General features: G+C 53.4%; 13 protein-coding genes. All 13 read right to left on the bottom strand.

All coding sequences use genetic code 11. From position 1 onward, the window contains the following. Positions 1-5 precede the first annotated feature (5 nt). The 13 genes from P0119_10565 to P0119_10505 all read right to left on the bottom strand — a co-directional run bounded on the left by P0119_10565 (position 6) and on the right by P0119_10505 (position 18,512). Positions 6-1,778 carry a Wzz/FepE/Etk N-terminal domain-containing protein gene (locus tag P0119_10565; protein ID MDF0666496.1) on the bottom strand — a complete coding sequence of 591 codons (1,773 nt, stop codon included), beginning with the start codon at positions 1,776-1,778 and terminating at the stop codon, positions 6-8. A gap of 4 nt (positions 1,779-1,782) precedes the next feature. Beyond that, a complete protein-coding gene (locus tag P0119_10560) occupies positions 1,783-2,913 on the bottom strand; it encodes a hypothetical protein (GenBank protein ID MDF0666495.1) in 1,131 nt (376 codons plus the stop codon). Between the two features lie 89 nt (positions 2,914-3,002). Next, complete coding sequence (locus tag P0119_10555; protein ID MDF0666494.1) at positions 3,003-3,605, bottom strand: polysaccharide biosynthesis/export family protein; 603 nt, start codon at positions 3,603-3,605, stop codon at positions 3,003-3,005. A gap of 9 nt (positions 3,606-3,614) precedes the next feature. Continuing rightward, positions 3,615-5,996 (bottom strand): tetratricopeptide repeat protein, encoded by a 2,382-nt coding sequence (locus P0119_10550; GenBank protein ID MDF0666493.1) that lies wholly within the window; start codon positions 5,994-5,996, stop codon positions 3,615-3,617. Positions 5,997-6,071: 75 nt separating this feature from the next. Then, positions 6,072-7,706: an MraY family glycosyltransferase gene (locus P0119_10545; GenBank protein MDF0666492.1), complete on the bottom strand. Its 1,635-nt coding sequence runs from the start codon at positions 7,704-7,706 to the stop codon at positions 6,072-6,074. 32 nt (positions 7,707-7,738) lie between these two features. Then, a complete protein-coding gene (gene xrtD / locus P0119_10540; GenBank protein ID MDF0666491.1) occupies positions 7,739-9,313 on the bottom strand; it encodes a VPLPA-CTERM-specific exosortase XrtD in 1,575 nt (524 codons plus the stop codon). Positions 9,314-9,481: 168 nt separating this feature from the next. Continuing rightward, positions 9,482-10,147, bottom strand: a complete 666-nt coding sequence (locus tag P0119_10535; GenBank protein MDF0666490.1) for a hypothetical protein — start codon at positions 10,145-10,147, stop codon at positions 9,482-9,484. A gap of 283 nt (positions 10,148-10,430) precedes the next feature. Next, positions 10,431-11,300: a WecB/TagA/CpsF family glycosyltransferase gene (locus P0119_10530; protein MDF0666489.1), complete on the bottom strand. Its 870-nt coding sequence runs from the start codon at positions 11,298-11,300 to the stop codon at positions 10,431-10,433. Beyond that, positions 11,297-12,361 carry a glycosyltransferase family 4 protein gene (locus tag P0119_10525; protein ID MDF0666488.1) on the bottom strand — a complete coding sequence of 355 codons (1,065 nt, stop codon included), beginning with the start codon at positions 12,359-12,361 and terminating at the stop codon, positions 11,297-11,299. The genes P0119_10530 and P0119_10525 overlap by 4 nt, the downstream gene beginning before the upstream one ends. Positions 12,362-12,569: 208 nt before the next feature. Further along, positions 12,570-14,069, bottom strand: coding sequence for an oligosaccharide flippase family protein (locus tag P0119_10520; protein MDF0666487.1), 1,500 nt, complete (start codon positions 14,067-14,069; stop codon positions 12,570-12,572). A 22-nt stretch (positions 14,070-14,091) separates the two neighbouring features. Then, positions 14,092-15,195 (bottom strand): glycosyltransferase family 4 protein, encoded by a 1,104-nt coding sequence (locus P0119_10515; protein ID MDF0666486.1) that lies wholly within the window; start codon positions 15,193-15,195, stop codon positions 14,092-14,094. After that, positions 15,192-16,523 carry an O-antigen ligase family protein gene (locus tag P0119_10510; protein MDF0666485.1) on the bottom strand — a complete coding sequence of 444 codons (1,332 nt, stop codon included), beginning with the start codon at positions 16,521-16,523 and terminating at the stop codon, positions 15,192-15,194. The genes P0119_10515 and P0119_10510 overlap by 4 nt, the downstream gene beginning before the upstream one ends. Before the next feature lie 108 nt (positions 16,524-16,631). After that, positions 16,632-18,512 (bottom strand): family 10 glycosylhydrolase, encoded by a 1,881-nt coding sequence (locus tag P0119_10505; protein MDF0666484.1) that lies wholly within the window; start codon positions 18,510-18,512, stop codon positions 16,632-16,634. Positions 18,513-18,628 lie beyond the last annotated feature (116 nt).

Below are 18,628 nucleotides of genomic sequence, written 5' to 3'. Positions count from 1 at the left end.
TCTGCTTACTCCATGCCCAACCGTCTCAGCGTGGCAAACCACAGCACATCCAAAGGGACTACAAATACATGAAGCAGCAACAGGACGGTTCCAAACGCGCCGATCCCCGCACTTTGAACGATTCGCCGTCGCAATTTTGCGTGGGACACATCTGCTTCGTTCGGCATAAAGGGAACCACTGCCAAGGGAAAATGCTGCGTCAGGGCGACCAGTTGATCGGGCGTCCGAATCGAATGGTCGAGCGACTCGGCTGCAGCTCCCAGGCCGGCTCCCCCACCAGCGGCAAGGATGAAACCAAGTAGTACGATGGCCAAACGGTTCGGCTTATAAGGCTTTTCAGGAAGACTCGGTGGATCAATGAGGGAAAAGCGCTCGCCTTTCCGTTGCACCTCCAAACCTTCGGCCACCTTCGCCTCCAACAACTTTGATCGAATGTCCTGATATTTTTGTCCGGATGTATCTCGATCCCTTGTCAGAACAAGATACTCCGGTTCAATCTCCGGCCCCTTTTCCAGGCGTGTCGCATACTCCTGTAGCCGACGCTTGATGTCCAGACGAGTTTTTCGCAATGCTTCCAACGAGAATGTTGTGGAATTCAACTGAGCCTGGAGATTGATATAGGCGGGATTTTCCGGACGCTGATTGATCACCTTGTTTCGAACGGCGCTGAGGCGATGGACATCCAGCTCAAGAGCGGAGATTTTTCTCCGCGTCTGCAGAACGTCCGGATGCTCACTTCCCAACCGTTCTAAGCCGGCGGCCAATGCCGCGCGCGCATCGATGAGTCGCTTCGAGGCCTCCTCCCCATCAGGGGCCTGTCCTGTCTCTCTTTGCAATGCATCGATCTCCTGTTTCATCTTGATCATGTCGGGATGATCCGCCGACAGATTGGCCGCGGCGCCGGCATACTCCGCTCGAAGTGCGCGTAAGCGCTCGGTTGAATCCAAAATGCGCTCGCCGGTCACGGATAGGATGGGCGTATTCGGTTTGATCGTCGCCAATTCCCCTTCGAGATAGGTTTTGCGTTCTTCGAGGCTTCGGACCTGCTGGTCGACCTCCATTGATTCACGCTCGGCTTGGTTCATCAACTGCTGATTCAACGGCATCAACTCCGGAAGCGCCCCGTTGGCCCGCTGTTTAAACGCGGCGATCTTTTCATCGATGTCGCTGATGTGGCGAGCAAGATTTTCGGCTTCTTGCTGAAGGAACGAGGTGGTTTCCTGGGCTTGGCGTTCACGGCTCTTCAGGTTTTCGCCCAAGAACAAGCTGGTCAGCTCATTCGCCACCTTCTGCGCCAATTCCGGAGAGCGATTTTGATACGCCACCGTAAAGGCAATGGTCGCCTTGGTCGCGTGCTGTGTGCGTTTATCTACGACGTCGGCACTGATCACTTCCACCTCGAGGTCCTTGGCGAAGCGTTTAACAATTTCTTCGGTCGGACTATTCTTCCGTTGATCGTGGTAGAGATCGTACTGTTCCACCACCTTCCAGAGGGTCGTTCGACTCATGATCTGTTGTTTGATAGTCTCAATCCTCTGATCGGCATAACTCGTAATCGTCGATCGTACGAGGTCGGATGGAATCTCCTGCTCCTCGATCAAGATGGTCGCGGTCGACTTATAGGTCGGCGGCCAGAGAAATGCTAACGTCAGGGACGACGCCAAGAGTCCTAGACCGGTCAGGAGGATAAGCTTGCGACGGCGATGAAAAGCCGCGATGTAGTCCTTCACGCCCATGCCGGGTCCAGATGTCTGTGGCGAAACATGTGTCTGTGCCATAGCCTCAGTAGGAGTAGGAAAGTTTTGATGGATAATAGGTCACCATGAACGTCGTCGCGTGGGATTGAGCTGAATCGATGGCACTGTCGGTGTCTCGCCATCGGTACATATATGACACCTCCGCCTGCCACCATTCGAGAAACTTCCAGGAGAGTTTTGGCGTAACACTGACATACCTGCTATCCGGATAAACTTCCCCGATGACCGCGTTCGTCGTTCCCGATGTGAGGATTCCGACGACAGTCAAGGAGCAGGCCAGAGTCTCCGAGACATCGTATGACGCGGAGGCTTCTCCTCGATCGGTCTCAAGGAGTAATCCCAGCCCACTTGGAAGAAGGTCCCGAGACAACGAGGCTCGCAATGAAGCTCTCTCAAATCGTTTCGTCAGACTCGCCCCTGCCAACCACACCGTATCGCTCGTCGTAATGTCGCCGAACGGTGAATGCGAGCTCGTAGATAAAAACCTGGGACCGCCAGACACGGTTCCTGTGAGTGATTCGGAAAAGGCATGTGTGAGGCTCATATTGATCCCGGGGAAATCGGCTCGAAACGGAGACGGCGAATCGGTCGTGTGGAAATCAACATACGATCCGGATAGCTGGAGTTGATCCCGCTCCGAGAGTTGATAGAGCAATCCCCCTGAACCTCCCACCAATCGGTAGTCAACCAATCTGTTGCCCTCATATGTGGTGTCGGAAAATCGTATGGCCGATTGCAATGACAGTTTTTCGGTCAACCGTCTCGTCCACGTAGGATTCGCAGTCCATTGATTACGCTGAGTAAACTGCAAGACAACCCCGGTCTCCTGTAACTCACCGAGCAGCGTATTGTCGCGGATGAACCCACCGGTGAAACCTATGAGATCCTTTTCGGCCTGGTATCGCACCGACAAGGGAGCAAAGACATTCGTAAACTGCCTGTCCTCTCCACCGAAATATCCGACGACATCCGCGGCGATTCGGCTGCTCACCTCAAGACGCTCGGTCTTGCCGGCGAACTCTGCCGCTGGAGTCACCCAATAGCCGTAACTCTCAGAGTGAGGCAGAGGGGTCAACAGCAAGTTGCTGTTGTAAATGCCCGTGACTCCGATTGATGGCGCGAGTGACCATTCGGCAGCCTCGCTTCGCGGCGCCATCTCACATGCAACGACCACCACCGAAAGAGCGTACACGGTATGACAAACCCGGTCTCTCCATTTGCGGCTCGGGGGCATGAGCACGACGCTCAGGGGACCATGACGACGTCACCGCGCTGCAGAATGATATTTTGCTCCAAATCCCTGCCTTTCCGAACATCTCCATAGCGAAAGGGAATGGCATGTTGTTCTCCCCTCACCCGCCGTAAGACCTTGATATCGTTCTCCGCTGCAAACGGAGTCAGTCCACCGGCAAGACTGAGCGCCTGCAGCACGTCGGTGTAATGACCGATCAAATACTCACCCGGCTTATTCACTCGGCCGACGACGTACACCTTGTAACTGATGACTTTTGTGACCGCGACCGAAACATTGGCATTCGGAATATACTTTGTCAGCCGCTTCACGAGGTCGCCACGAATGTCCTCAACTGTTCGATCTTCCGCCTGGATATCGCCGACGAGGGGAAACGAAAACATCCCGTCCGGACGGACGACGACTTCTCGCGTCAGCTGTTCATCCTTCCACACCGATACCAGCATGATATCCTCGGCGCCGAGCCGATACCCTGGTTCGACTTGCGACACCAGCCCGACAGTCATCGCATCCCCGGCATGAGCAGACATCGCCGTTATTGCGACGGCCGTGGCCAGTAGTACCCCGTTCACCATCGATCGCACAGATCGAGACATGAATTCTTCCTACCCCCTTATCTGCGCAAGGACTTGCTCTGCCTCCCGCCGTCCCTCGAACGAATCGGAATTCTTCAGCGCCTTTGAAAGATAGGTACGGGCCTCGGTGCGTTTACCGGACTGAAACAATGCCATTCCAAGATGATAGTTCAGGACAGCAATGTCGGGTGCTTTGGCCACGGCGTCTTTCATCAGTCGCATCGCCTCCTCCGATTGCCCCATTCGGAATCGCACCCAGCCGAGGGTGTCGATAAAGAGCGGGTGTGGCGCCTCTTTCTCAAAATCTCGACTGAGCGCGAAGGCCTTTTGCAGACTTGACAGATCACCCTTGTGGTCCACGAGCAAGATGGCCAGATTATTCGCCGCCAGAACGTTGCGAGGATTTAGCCGCAAAGTCGTCTCGTAGGCGTCCATCGCAAGATCGATCTCTCCATGCTCTGAGTGCACAGAGGCCAAGAGCATGTGCAACTCCTCACTATCGGGGTTGGCCTTGAGCCCCTCATGTAGCACCTGTACGGCCACATCCGGGTTCTTCCTAGAAGCCGACGTGGCCCAGTTAAGCCAAGGCGTCATCCACTTTGAATTCAGTCGTACGGCTTCGCGATAGTGAGGAACCGCGACTTCATGTGCTCCAGACAGGGACAATACTTCTCCCAGCAACCCGTGGGCGAACGGATGGTCCGGACGAGCCGCGAGGAGCGTTTCCAGCCGTGCCTGAGATCGGGCCATGTGACCTAGAGCCACTTCAAGCCTCACGAGAGACAGGAGAGGTTCGGGTTCGTTTGGAACCAACGCCGTCGCACGCTCATAGGCATTCATCGCGTCATTCAAACGACGTTGAGCCTCGTACAGTCGTCCTTCCGCCATCAAGGCCATGTGACTCCCGGCTGCGACGTGACGGATCCGTCCCAAGGTCTGTTCTGCTTCAGGCCAGTTTTTCTTCACCAGGTCCAGCGTCATCACCATATCGAGGGCAGCAACATCATCGGGATGCTGTTTGAGCAGGTCTTCCAGTCGAACACGTGCCTGCTGGTACTGACCGTTTCTACTTTCCAGTACTGCGAGGGACCGGTTGGCATCGACCTGGTCAGGATACAGAGCCACGGCCCGCTCAAAACTCTCTTTCGCAAGGTTGGTCTCTCCGGTGAGCTGATAGGCCTGGCCAAGGAGAAAATGAACCGTTGCCAATTCAGGCTGATCATGTAAGACCGTGCGAAAAGCCTGAACCGCATCTTTTCCATTCCGTCTGGCTAACGCCACACGTCCTAAAAGCGTCAAGCCGTCCGAAGAACGGGGGTTGTCTCCTAAAACCTCCTGCACTTGCCGCTCAGCTTCGATCTGCTTGCCGGCCTGAAAGTCCATCTCCGCCAACTTCACCTTGGCTTCCGACCCGACCGGCTTATCCTTGTACTCTTGAACCAATGCGGCGTAGCGCTCACGGGCTTTTGCGTCTTGTCCGGTCTTCCTGTAAATCGTGGCAATCCCGAACTGAAGTTGACTCGAATGCGGCAACTGTGCGACGGCTTCCAGCAAGACTCGTTCGGCAGACGCAACATCTTTCCTACTCATAAAATAGTCGGCCAAGAGAAGGCGGCGCTGCTCGCTGTTCAGATCAAGCACCACCGCGTTGCGTAGAACTGCTTCCGCTTTCTCGTAGGCAGCCTGTTGAACATAGAAGCGAACGAGCCTCAGCCGATGGTCGATGGACTCAGGCTCGGCGTCAATCATTCGACGAATAACCGTCTCCGCGCCGTCGACGTCGTTCGCCTGTGTCAAAACTCTAGTCAAGTTGTTCAGAAGATCCAGATCTTTCGGATGAGCACCCAACGCGCGTCGTAACGTGGCCTCGGCATCACGATAGCGTCGGCGCTGGTCGTACAACGTGCCAAGAAGGATGGCGACATCCGGTTCTGTTGGAAACTCTTTCGCGAGTGCCTCCGCTTTAAGAATCGCCGAAGGAACAGCTTCCTTCGTCATCGCCTGTGAGGCGATCTTCAGTGCATTCGCTTGAGGATGCTTTGGCTCCTTCTTCAGAACCGTATCTGCCGTTTCCACCACCTGTTCGGTCAACCTGGCTTCCAGGTAGTACTTACCCAACGTAATCAACGCTGCGGTGTGACCTGGATCCAGCCGGACAGCTTCCTGATAGAGCTGGACCGCGTTACGCCAATTCTTTTCCTTTTCCTCAACACGGGCAAACAGGACATAGGCTTCCGCATCCTTTGGGTCTATTTTCAGCACATTTCTGATGGCGACACGCGCCTTGGGATAGTTGGCCGCCTGAATGTACTCACTGGCGCGAGCGAAGTACTTTGCCTTTCTCTCCTCGGGACCACCACAAGCCGTCCATGCGACCACCGATAGAATCACGACGCCGGTCCTCACGTACATACTGAAAGTCCACCCACGTCTGTTGTATTGGAATGCCCTTGGCATGAAACCTAGGCTATTACGTAACTCGGTTTGCTACAACAAAATCCGAATTCCGAGTCCGAACAGGATCCAGAGCGAAACGAATCCCAACTGTCGGACACGGCTGGAAAATGCATGGAGCAGCAATTCGAAGGTGAAGAAGAGCACCATCAATTTTGCGGCAAAGATCCCCAAGTGCGAGAGATCGGCGCTGACCTCCGGAAGCAGCGGGAACGTGACGGCCAAGAAGACCATTAAATAGTCGAGCGGTGTCGTCTGAAACCGGTTCTCCTGGTTGAATCGAAGACTCAATAACACCATGACGGCGACCACGACGAAGAACGCGTTGTGCGCCATCGTGACGGTAGATAACGTGCTCGCTCGCGACCCATCGTAGACATACAGCAGAAACGTGGTGCCCACGTAGAGTCCACCACGGACGAAGTACGGCGCGACTCGAGGAGAAAGCGAGAGGCCGAGCAACACAATCCCGAATACGATGATCGACAGATAGCCGACATCGGTCGGCACATTTGATGGGACAAACACCAGGGCAATGAGGAAACATGGGACGGTCACGGCCAGAAACTGCATCGGCAGATCTGTCAGCCAGGGGCCATTCGTCAATCGCGTCACGGCCACATTGGATAGAAAATGGCCGCTTTGTGGAGTGAGATTGGGAAGAAGGTCGCGCCCTGCTGCGACGAACAGTATCAAGACTGATCCTGCAATCATGAGGTAGAGGGGAAGGAGCAATAGGTCGGACTGCCATCGCAGCAGATACGCCAAGCCCAACATCCCTGCCTGGATCACGTAAATGACGGTCACAGCCTCATAATGCGTGAACCCAAAGCGAAGCAGTTTGTGGTGAATGTGCGCACGGTCGCCGATGAATGGAGAGCGGCCTTCAGCCAGCCGTTGTCCGATCACACCAAGGGTGTCCAAAAACGGCAGCCCCAATAGGAAGAGAGCAAGGCTCGGACTGAATGGCCCTCGTGAGGAATCCGTCAGGAGAACGGCGAATACCCCCATGATGAATCCCAACAATTGGCTGCCGCCGTCTCCCATAAAAATGCGAGCCGGGTACGTGTTGTACCGCAAGAACCCCAAGAGCGCCCCAAGAAACGGAATAGTAAGGATAAGGACGGTCGAATCACTAGATAGATAGGCCAAATAGGCGATCCCGCTGAGCGTTAAGAACGATAAGCCTCCGGCTAGTCCATCCAATCCATCCGTCAGATTCACCGCGTTTGATACTCCGATAAGAAACACGACGGTCACACACATCCCAGCCCATGCCGGTACTTCCACATCCGGTAACAAGGGGAGTGAGGTAAACCAGATATCGCCGCCCAGGACAACGGCAAGGGCGGCAATCAGCTGCCCTACGAGTTTGCTTCGATAGGTAAGATCGACACGGTCGTCCCATACTCCGAACCCCACGAGAATGACGCTGCCGACCAGAACCGATAGCGCAACAGCATCTTTCGGAACCCACCAGGCAATCGCAGCGCAGGCACCGATGGCGAAGGCAAGTCCCCCCACTCGTGGAATGGGGTGCTCGTGCACTTTTCGTCCTCCGGGCAGATCCATCACCTGAAATCGTTCGGCTGCCAGCCGTAACGGAGGAATCAGCGCCATGGAGAGAAGTAGCGCCGTCATGAAGCTAAAAAACAGCTCATTCACCATGGATTGGTCACCGCATCCTCACCTGTGTTGGTTCAGTTCGGTACAAACCTGGTCAGCTCCCGCCCCACCGCAATCGCTAATTCCTGTAGACGTTGATCCACAATTGCCTCGGATTCACCGGGACCAACGAGCGAAGCCAGTCTCACCAGCGCTCCATCAGTTCGTTGTCTTGAGAACGCATCCCACAGCAAATACCACTTCACCAGATATTCGTCCGTGAGGTTTCGGTCCCGTTGTTTGAACCAGTACAGCACGATTTGCTTCTGTTCTCCCTTCTGGATCACGGCTCGATTGACCCTGAGTGGTTCTATCACCCCTGATGACATCGATAATTCTTGCTGTGTCAAAGACCCTATTTCCCATCCCCCGCCCGGCAGACAACTCTGAGGCGAATGAGCCGACTGACCTTTCCGCTGTGACCGATAGTACGCCGCATAGAAATTCACGGGATGCTGAGTGCCCCAACGATAATCGGCAAGCACATAATCATCGAATCGAAGCGCATCGATGTATTGCTGTTCGAGGGGAGCGGGTTCGCCTCGCCATCCATCGATCTGCATCGGGAAATCGACAAATGCGGTTCGTGGAGGGGAGACCTCCTCACGGTCCATGACCGTGGTCGAAAACAACGTAAAGGGCGCGAACAGAGCCACACTGCACAGATAGGCCGGCCCCGGTGAGAAGATGTTGCCCGGTGTATTCTCGAGCCCGACTTTGCGCCCAGCGTCCAACTCCTGATGTCTCAACGTCAATCGCTCAGACCACGATTGCTGCGGCACAGACACTCCTAGCTTTCCTAGGAGCTTCATTTCCATCAGCAACAGCCCGAAACTCACCATGAAAACGACCCATCCCTCGAACAGATGATAGAAACCCTCCGCAGCTCCTTTCCCGTAGAGCTCGACAAGCACTCCGATCATGCCGATCCGAAAGCCATTGGTCAGGATGGAGATCGGAATGGCCGACAACACTAGGACCGCTCGTTTCCACATCTGGTCCTTAAATGAGTAGGCGCAGAGCAAGGCGAGAGAAATCAGTGGAAGCAGGTAGCGAATGCCGCTGCAGGCCTCCACGACTTGAAGCTGCACGGGCCCTAGATCAATGACATTGCCTTCCTGAAAAGCCATCACGCCGACGAGTTGCAAACAACCGACGCCGAGCGATGAGGACCAGAGTTGAAGCTGGCTCGAAAGACCTGCGTAGAAAAACGTCGGCAGCGGGATGGCGGTCAGAAGATAGCCAAGAGGGAAGGCGATGGTCCTCGTCCCGCGAATCCCGAGGAGCGTAACGGCCAACCCGACCATCACGATCCACAAAGAGGCATGTAGGACCACAAACAACGTGGACAATTCGCCCACGACATAGAGAAAAAGACCCGCTGTGATCACACCAAGTCCCCACCATGATTTCTCCCTCGGTACCTGCAATAGACGATTTCGAGATCGCCATATCAAGAAGGCACTGATGAGTGGCACAAAGATGCCGTGGCTATAGTCATCGGTGCCAAACCAACGGCTGAACAAGAAGGCAAGACTCTCTGCATACATGTAGATCACTAGCGCCACAATCAGGACTGAGGTGAAAAGCAAGGAACGTGTGCCGGTCATAAGCGTGAGGTACTCACACGATGATCAGGAGCTAGAGAAGCGAGCTAAACCGGTCTTGAAGAGCGGGGCGATACTTTCCTTGGCAACTTTCCAGCTATCGATCGGGTCCGCAGAAAGAACGGGCTTGATACCATAATCGAAGTATCAAGCCCGTCAGAAATTAGACGACTAGGCCTTGGACGCTCGGAGATTTCTCAACCCTCCGGCTCCCAAACCTACCAAGGAGATAAGCCCCGCTCCAAACAGCAGGACCGCCGCCGGCAACGGTACAGCGGTCAGGCTACTGATCGATCCGAGATACACGGATGGATTACCGTTGACATCCTCGAAAAAGAGCCGCCATTGCGCACGACCGCCATTCAAACTGCTCAAGCTTGGCGGACCTTGAAGGCTCAAGTCGGTGAACAACCCTCCGCCATTGTGGTCGAGACGAAGATCAAAACTGAATGGTCGCGTGGTGGTACCACTAATCGCTTCACCAGTGGCAGCAGTCACCAATGCCCAACGGTCGACAATGCCACCCCCCAGCGGCATGTTCTGGGAAATCGTCACAGCATTGGCACCAGGGGCAAAAAACGAGTTGTGCCCGAACCCCTCTATCTTCAGGGTAAAGCCTGTTACTGCACCGTTATAAACGCCACCGCTCCCTCCCGTCGCATTGTCAAATTGAAAGAGGCCGGAGATTGTGTCCTTGGGAGCAATGTTGTCGACACTGCCGGTGAACGAATAGGTCACTAGAGCCGCTTGCGCTGCACTGATCGAAACCGAAAGGGCACACACCGCAGCAGCCGGCAGGATAAGTCCTCTCCTAAGCCATCGTTTCATCATCCGCATGTCGCCGCTCCTTCTAGAGGTTGATTCATTAGGGACACGTATAAATGGGGAGTCGTTCAGCAAATCCCAGACCATGCAATAAAGTTTGCATGTCACTGAAAACTAAGGAAGACGATGGAGACCAAATGCAGCAACTGTGTCTATGTTGCTGCAGCCGTGTTCAAATCTGTAAAGAGCGACAGATAGAAACACCATGACGTCGCCGGCACAGCACTAGCGACGGGGAACACAAAGCATCACAATTCCAAACCGGTGAGCCACACCCTGCAAGTTCAGTCATGAGCTAGGCAGCCTTTTTCTCGCCGTGGTGGGCAATTTCTTCCTGCTTCGACCCATCTGTAGCTGTCAGAGTGGTATCTCCACGGAAGATGTGTCGACGAAGCACTAACCACACAAACTTTGGTGCGGACACGAGGTTGCGTCGCCACATGCGGCGAGGTTCAAGGATGAATCGATAGGCCCACTCCAAGCCGATGTTACAGACCCATTTAGGAGCTCGTGAATAAGTTCCAGCGTAAAAGTCAAATACCGCACCGATCGAACCGATCACCTGAACATTGAGCTCCCGACGATTGATCTCCACCCATTTTTCCTGCTTCGGCGCCGTCATGCCGACCCAGAGAACATCGGGTTTAGCCTCGTTGATTACTTCCACCATTCGGTGATTCTCCGTTTCACTCCAGGTGCCAAACGGTGGAGACAAGGCTCCGCAAAGCGTCAGAGATGGAAAATCAACGGCAAAGCGTTTCGCGATACGATCCAGAACCTGCTGCGACGATCCAAAAAAGAAGACACGGCCCTGGCCACGTTGTTGGAGTGCGATCAGCACTCCATAGAAGTAGTCGGTTCCTGTGATTCGAGGCCCGATCCGGATACCGACGAAACGTGCCATCAATGACGCGCCGATACCATCCGCGACAACAAAATCGACATGGTTCAGGGCGGAATGAAAGTCCTCGTCCTGTTGTGCGACCACCAACGAATGAGGATTGGCGCAGGCAATTACCTTTTGAAACGTTCTGTGGGCGACAGCATGCATGGACGCTTGCACCATGTCTGTGAGGGACGTCCTGTCAATTGGAACTCCTAGCAGGATTCCGGCATCTCGTTTGCCCACACCGGCATTCTCACCTGCGCATACGATTGTGCTCATACAGCACCTTCCTTGCAGGACAACGAAAAGACATCAATCATCCGTTCGATGTGTCGTTCTTTTGTATAGAGAGCTTCATATCTTTTGCGGGCGCGTACTCCCATCGCTTTGATAGCCTCAGGATGATCCAGCAACCACAGTATGCGATCTGCCAACTGACGAGGATCTCCGATCGGCACTTCTAGTCCAACTTCTCCATCCGGCACTGTGTCACGCAAGCAACCTCGATCCGTAAAAATCACAGGTACTCCAGCCGCCATCGCCTCAATGACAACCAACGGCTGGCCTTCTTGCTGGACTCCAGGAAAGACGAAAATATCGGCAGAGTCAAACAAAGCCAGTTTCTCTGCAACGTTTACCTGCCCGCTAAAAGCAAGATAGGCCTCGATTCCCTCATGCCGAATGAATTCGTCGGCCCACACTTTGTCTTCCGCGTGCGACCATGGTCCTGCGAATATGAACTCCACATCCTTTCGCTGGTGGAGTACGAATGGGACAGCTTGGAGAAACACCAGAGCACCCTTCAAATGGCTCAATGTACTCAGATGAAGAATGCGGAACCGAGATCCGGACCGAGGAACGTTCTGACACACAGCGGTACTCGACCAATCGATGCCGTTTGGTACGACGGCAATTCGCTTTTCATCAATAAGGCCCGCGAATTGATCCTTCAAAGGTTCTCCGAGGACAATGGCTCGCGTGACACGTCGAAGGACAGTTTTCACGTAGGCCTTCATGAACCAAGAGCGCCCAAGAAACCACTCACGAAAATGTCCTCCGTGCAGGTGAACAACGATGTGGCTCCCGCAAAGATAAGCCGGCCAAATTAGCAAACTGTCTCGTAGAAAACCGATCGTTGACTGAGAGAGCACGAGATAGCTCACTGTCGGCCATGAACGAATGAGCACATCGACCAATTTCACCCATTGTCGAACAAAGAGGAGAACGTCATGTAAATCTGGCTTATTGACGTGTTGAATGCCACGGCGATCAGCGAGATCGAGATGATACACATCAAACTGTCCTACGATGTCCGATTGCAGCAATACACCTATCGCCACAGCAACTCCATGGAATGGTGGCGGAGTAGGCCCTATCAGAAGAAGTGATGGTCGTGTACTCATGGACTTGTGAAGATGCGGGCTGAAGAGGTGCGCAATCAATTCATGGCACCTCACCAAGATTCATGGTTTGTTCATGCTGGCTCAGCACACAGAGGCGTCTCACATGCACGCCCCCATCGAGACGCACCGAGTTCCTCGCCCCTGATCAACTGGATATGACAGCTTGTCGCATTTTCGACTCACCCACCTTTCGAAATTCTCCTACTAAACTTTGAGCACTTATGCCTAAGTGCCTCAACATCGCGAGATGCAGTACCAAGTAGGCCCCAAAGGCCCATACATGGGAATTCTCCGACTGAACTGGAAAAAGACCTACATACAGACACGTGGGGAGAGCCAGCCAGAACAACGGAAAACAGTCGCCGAGATCTATCCTTCCATAACAACGACGGAACATCAGAAGGTTAGAAAGACTGAACACACCAAATCCGATGAGAAGCGACACAGTGATCGACCAAGAAAGAGAGGCAATGCAGATCAACAGCGACATCTGTACAATGAGGACTGACACCTGCAGGGTCGCGCTGTACCAGGAACGGCCTGAACCTTCGATGGCCTTGTAGAAGACCTCCGTCGAGTAATAGATGGCAAACCCCAGAAACAAGCTGGGAAACAACTCGGCGGCCTCATTCCCCTTTTGGCCGAGCCACAGATTGAACAATGGTTTCGAAAAGGTATATGCAAACATCACTGCAGGTGGCAGCACGATCACTCCGTAAACAAGGAGAGGGCGAAGGATTCGCATTAAGTCGTCATGTCGCCGTGACAGAAGCGCAGAAACCCCTAACACCCCGAGCAGGGGAGTTGTCATGACAGAAGCCAGTTGTGTGCACAGCCTATAAGCGACTTCGAACGCTGCTACGGTCGCCAGACCGTACGCCTTGGCCAAGACGATCTTGTAAAGAGGTTCCCTGAGAGCGATCGCTACCGCCGCCACCTGTATCCCAATGCCATACTTGAGCATGCTTCTCAGTTCGCCGGTGTTCGTTCGCCATGGAGCAAGGTGCAAAAACGGGAGACGCCATTTAGCGACTCCATAGAAACCGAGCACGATGCAGAGATTGCTTACAAGGAGGGCAAGGCCCAGGCTATAGATACCCGGCCACACAACGAGAGCTATAAGAACAGCGGCACTATAGATAAGCAGCCAGCCAAGAAACACGGATTGAGAAAGAGAAAGTTCCTGAAGACCCTCCAATACTGCCTGATAGGGAATGACCACCAGTCTTACGCTAAAGGCGATCACCGTGACGACAAACAGAAACCGGGCCTCCTCGAAAAGATAAGCTGGAACGTACAACAAGTCTTGGATAATCACCCTATGGAATAGCAACAGGATGAAGGTAATACTGGAGGAAAGGATCAAGTATACCTTCACCGTAGCCATGAAATGTTGGCTCACAGCTCCATGGTTGTCTCTCAGCTGCGCCACATGATAGAGGAGACTATTCTTGAGCCCAAAATCCACTAAGTTGAAGGCATTGACGATCATCGTGCTGAACGCCCAAAGCCCGAAACGCTCCGTTCCCAATGTGTTGAGCATAATTGGGGTCAATACCAAATAGACGGGAACTGCGAGGCCGACTCTCAGAAATCCGACGACTGAGCCTGCAAGCAGTTTCCTCCTAAGCGTTGATATGTCCATGCTCTTCCTGAGAAAGGCAATCTCACTTATGACTCGAAACCATTCCCTTTTCCTGGACAGATTCGAGATACTGTGTTGAATAATGTTGAGGGTCAAAGTGGAGTTGCGCATGCCTGCGTCCTTCGGCACCTACTCTCCTTCTCAGCTCAGGATTACTGGCGAGTAGGCTAAGCTGTGAGGCCAAGGCGTGACTGTTACCACCTGGGTAGAGAAAGCCACTCTGGCCTTGGACCATCAACTCAGGATGGGCCCCCCGATCGGAGATTATGACGGGAATACCCGATAGCATGGCCTCGACCACAGCAATCCCAAAACCTTCATCAAGCGTCGGGTTCACATAAATATCTGCGGCTTGCAGATAATCTCCGATGTCCTTGCTATTCCCGATGAACGTGATCACATCCTCCAGGCCGTTCGCCTTAGCATGTACTTTCAGATCGTCTCGGCAAGGGCCCTCCCCTATCATCACGAGCCGAACGGAAGGCACGGCTTTCTTCAAATCGCCAAATGCCTGAAGCAGCGTGAGCTGATCTCGCTCCGGAATCATTCTTCCCACGTGAGCGATGAGCACTTCATGGTTAGCCACCCTGAGCGCGGCCCGAACATTCTGCCTGGTCCTACGAGCAATCCGCTCCTCAACTGGATTGTGAATCGTTATGAGTTTGTTCTCAGTTCCGGGAAAACTTTGCTGAATGGATTGACGCGTATGATCGGAATTGCAGATGATGAGATTCACCCAAGGCAGTACAAACCGAGTCAATACTCTCCCCAACCCTTGGCGATAATGAGCACTGCTGTGCTCATTGTGAACGATCGGAATACGGTTCATTTTTGCCACCACAAACCCCGTCAGGAGGGACCTCGTAAAATGCGTACATATGATGTCTGCCCTGCACTGCCAGGCTATTCGCTGGATCTGCCAAACTAGAGCCAGCGGTGATTCTGCATCGATGGCATGCACCTCACATCCACATTCGATGAACTCGTGCGCGAGCGGCGATGGTCTGAAATGGGCAAAGACGAGCTTGGCATGTTGCCGGTCGATATGTCGCGCCAAATACAACAACTTTCGTGGCGTTCCGCCATGTCCCTCTAAGGTTTCTAATACATGGAGCATGGTTGTCATGCGATCTTCCTCGCTCCAATCATCTTCTCCCGTTCAATGAGGCCCAGAGCTATTCCAAATGGCAGAAGGCCAAAACTATAGGTTAGAGGCGCATGTACCGGCTGTACCACAAGAAATACGAAGATCGTTGCTGCCAAAGACAGGCAACGAACAGTCAAAAGCGGTCGGATCTTCTGGCGAGCTAATTGAATGAGGCACCAAGAAAAGCACACAAATGTGCCGTACAGAAGAAACTGCCCCGGATAGCCAAACTTTAGAGCTACGTCCAAATCCCCTTTGTCGATATATCCCAACATGTCTCCTTTGATTTGTTTTTGAAACAGAAGGCCGGCCTTGGAGTCTTTATCAATAAAACCATAGCCCACATACGGATTCTTGTTTAAGATTATCCGGCGTTCTCTGGCGAAAACTTCTCGCCCTTCGATGGCCCCACCTTTTTGACTTTGGAATTCGTTGATGCCAGACGAAATGAATTGATCAAACATCCGCTCAATCGCGTCAAAACTTCCACCGATCACAATCGCGACAACCCAAACCGATGCCGCAATCAACGAGCCGAGCTGTGCGGCCTTCGATAGGATCTTCACTAACCTCTGCCTCACGAGCAGAAGACACACCGGAATGGCGCCTAACACTCCCAGCAGATAGGAGCGAAAGAATGTGAGGAGAATCCCGCAGAGCGTGAGAACCAGCCTGATATTTGCACGTCCGGCGGATTGTGTCAGTTCGAAGAATGAGTGAAGAAAGGTGATGACAATGACCGGCCAGAAGGACACATAGACCTTCCAAAACCAGTGTGCTTCCCGGCGATAATCAAAAGACATCTGCTTAAGGAGTGTTTCCCCAAAGACTTGGCTAAGAATCTCCAAACCAGAATAGTACAAACCTAGACCCAAGAGACATCGCCATCCCCATTCCACATCCTTTTCTGTTCGAAGAAACAGAAACACCCCAAAGTAGGAAAATACCGACATGAATTCCTTTGAGGCCTTCAAAGACAAAAACAGGGAAGAGTTCTCCGCCACCACGGGAAGTGCGACGCCATAGATCCAGAACAAGCACAAGATCAGATAGGGAACAATGAATGTGGCTTGATACAGTTCTCTAAGCCTGGGAAGCGACAAGAGGACCAACCCAAGCGTTACTAGGACAATGTACAGATGAATATCGAAGATGCCTTTCACTGCGATAGACATCGGGTCTACCAACCCAAGCATCTGAGAGGCAGGCAGAAGCATTAACAGGACAGCCGTGCCGCGAGAAAAGACAAAGAGGAGGGATCCAAGGGCTACGACCGCAGCCAGGTTGAGAAGGACAACGATGCTCATGGGCAAGACTTCTCGGAACAGGGAAAACAGCTTACGCTCGGATTTGTTCTGACCAGACTGGATAAATCACGGTAGCGCGACGTCCTAAACCGGTGCGCTCCCGCGCTCCTATCGAATGCCAAGCCCCTGTAGCGTTCGCACCGAGACGGCGTCGGTTTGCTGTCGCTTCAAAAGTCTCCAGGAAGGGACTGCCTCTTCTTTGAAAGGGCCTCCGCGCAATGCTGATACCTGGTCGTCAGACATCTGAGCATAAATGTAAAATCCGATCCCCAGTGAGGACCACCGGCGTTGCGCATAGGAGGCGTACTTAGCGACAAGTACTCCCTTTCGTGGAACGGCCGGAGCGGTCTTATGCAGGCGGTCGTAGTTCCCAAAAAGAACGATCAGCTGCTCTGGTCGGCGAAGATCTTTTCGAACGGCATCGATGGTTTTGTAATCGATCGTTTCCCGATAATCCATTGCGAAGATCACGTCGATGAGACCTTCGTTCAGCCAACCCACTTCATCTCTTCCTTCGAGAGGTCTGGACTCTGTGTTGGGCTTAGGATGACCGTCCACACTGATGAGAAGATTTGGTTTGATCTCCCTGGCTCGCGTGGAAAAAGCGTACACGATTTCCCGGACTGCGCTATCTTGCCACTGCTCGAGACGGCCTCTAGCTGACCCGACGATTCCCCTCTGATAGTAGTCAGTCCAAAGGCTCACTCCGGTAAACCGTCTGTAATCATCCTGACACGAGTCCGACGTACAGAGGCCCATCGCACGGATATAATCGAGATTCACGCCATCCACATCGTAGCGTCGAACAAGGTCAACCATCAGATCAATGATAAACTTCCTGAACTCCGGATTATGGACGTCATATGCGCCGTCCGGAACCCCGTCGCCGAAATAGCTTGGGTGAAGGACGTTTTCTCGCCGCATAATGGTAAACCAAGGATGGACCTCTATCCCAAGCGAATGGGCCTTCTGGATCAAATAGGCCAACGGGTCATATACAGAAACGACGGCGGCGAGCTTGGGATCCGGCTCCGCCAGCGGGGTCGGGTAATATGCGCCGTTGCCGTGCCACACACATGGAATGTACACGTTGAATCCAGCCGCCTTGACTCGACTAAGAATGGCATCTGCACTCTCTTTTGATACGGCCCAGTGCATATCTTCGTCGAAAATCACGCGGCTTTCCTGCACCTCTCCTCCTCTTGATCGGACAAGCGGCTTCTGAATTGCCAATCCTTCATCAAGCCATCTCCACTTTCTCGCGGTTGCCCCCTCCTGATCCTTCTCTTGATCCTCGTATGTTCTCTTCGCCTCTTCCTCACTGAATGGTCGGGAGTACAGCAGAAGCTCATCCAGTAGCGCGTTGGCGCTGCGTCCCGATACTTGGGTCGTCCCCCTATCACTTCCAAGATACAGAGGGCCCAGGCCGGAATAGTCACCGACGAACGATTGATCTCGAGTGGCCACTTTTCCGCCGTTGATAAAAAGCTTGCAATTACCGTTCGCTCCTGCCTCCCACACTGCGGTGACCATCGTCCACGCGTCGCGCTCGAATTCATATGGCAGGGAGCAATGAATGGATTCTTGGTTGCTCACGATGAAATAAAGACGATTGCGCCCTTGCGGCTCCCACCACCCGAGTGTTATAGCCAAGTAACTCTTCTTGGGGTCATTCCAAGCCAAGGACACAAAGGTGTGTGACGTGCGGTCGTCTTCCTTCCAGAGTGGGTACACCCAAAATGAAATTGTTCCGCCAGCGGCCCTAAGCTGCGTTCCCACACCAACCTCGGCGTACGCCTCAGATCTCAAGCGAAGCGAGTTCCCTGACCTTTGAGTTCGAATGAATTCTGACCCAAAGTGCTGGATTCCTCTTTCCAACACACGCTGTGCATCTACAGACGCGCTATCGAGCCGACCTGAGTTGCTTGCTGCTTGAGCTATTCCGCTCAGCTCGGCTAAGACAGCCACGGACAATACCAGTATCACCATAGCCCGAATATAAGACGACGTTGGTCTTGCCAGGAACGCACAGGCAATGAGATGGAAAACGTGCCTCCAGAGATCAATGATAGAGTTCGTTGGGACCCTGCTCGCGCTACTCATCT

The sequence above is a fragment of the Nitrospira sp. genome, assembly GCA_029194665.1.
In the GTDB taxonomy this organism is placed as follows: Bacteria; Nitrospirota; Nitrospiria; order Nitrospirales; family Nitrospiraceae; genus Nitrospira_D.
Note: the sequence above shows the minus strand (reverse complement) of the source record. Positions and strands in the feature narration are given on the sequence as shown.

What these genes read in the sequence shown, in the direction of transcription:
- P0119_10565 (MDF0666496.1), bottom strand. Translation starts at nt 1,778, where the DNA reads ATGGCACAGACACATGTTTCGCCACAGACATCTGGACCCGGCATGGGC.
- P0119_10560 (MDF0666495.1), bottom strand. Translation starts at nt 2,913, where the DNA reads ATGGCGCCGCGAAGCGAGGCTGCCGAATGGTCACTCGCGCCATCAATC.
- P0119_10555 (MDF0666494.1), bottom strand. Translation starts at nt 3,605, where the DNA reads ATGTCTCGATCTGTGCGATCGATGGTGAACGGGGTACTACTGGCCACG.
- P0119_10550 (MDF0666493.1), bottom strand. Translation starts at nt 5,996, where the DNA reads ATGTACGTGAGGACCGGCGTCGTGATTCTATCGGTGGTCGCATGGACG.
- P0119_10545 (MDF0666492.1), bottom strand. Translation starts at nt 7,706, where the DNA reads ATGGTGAATGAGCTGTTTTTTAGCTTCATGACGGCGCTACTTCTCTCC.
- xrtD (MDF0666491.1), bottom strand. Translation starts at nt 9,313, where the DNA reads ATGACCGGCACACGTTCCTTGCTTTTCACCTCAGTCCTGATTGTGGCG.
- P0119_10535 (MDF0666490.1), bottom strand. Translation starts at nt 10,147, where the DNA reads ATGCGGATGATGAAACGATGGCTTAGGAGAGGACTTATCCTGCCGGCT.
- P0119_10530 (MDF0666489.1), bottom strand. Translation starts at nt 11,300, where the DNA reads ATGAGCACAATCGTATGCGCAGGTGAGAATGCCGGTGTGGGCAAACGA.
- P0119_10520 (MDF0666487.1), bottom strand. Translation starts at nt 14,069, where the DNA reads ATGGACATATCAACGCTTAGGAGGAAACTGCTTGCAGGCTCAGTCGTC.
- P0119_10515 (MDF0666486.1), bottom strand. Translation starts at nt 15,195, where the DNA reads ATGACAACCATGCTCCATGTATTAGAAACCTTAGAGGGACATGGCGGA.
- P0119_10510 (MDF0666485.1), bottom strand. Translation starts at nt 16,523, where the DNA reads ATGAGCATCGTTGTCCTTCTCAACCTGGCTGCGGTCGTAGCCCTTGGA.
- P0119_10505 (MDF0666484.1), bottom strand. Translation starts at nt 18,512, where the DNA reads ATGGTGATACTGGTATTGTCCGTGGCTGTCTTAGCCGAGCTGAGCGGA.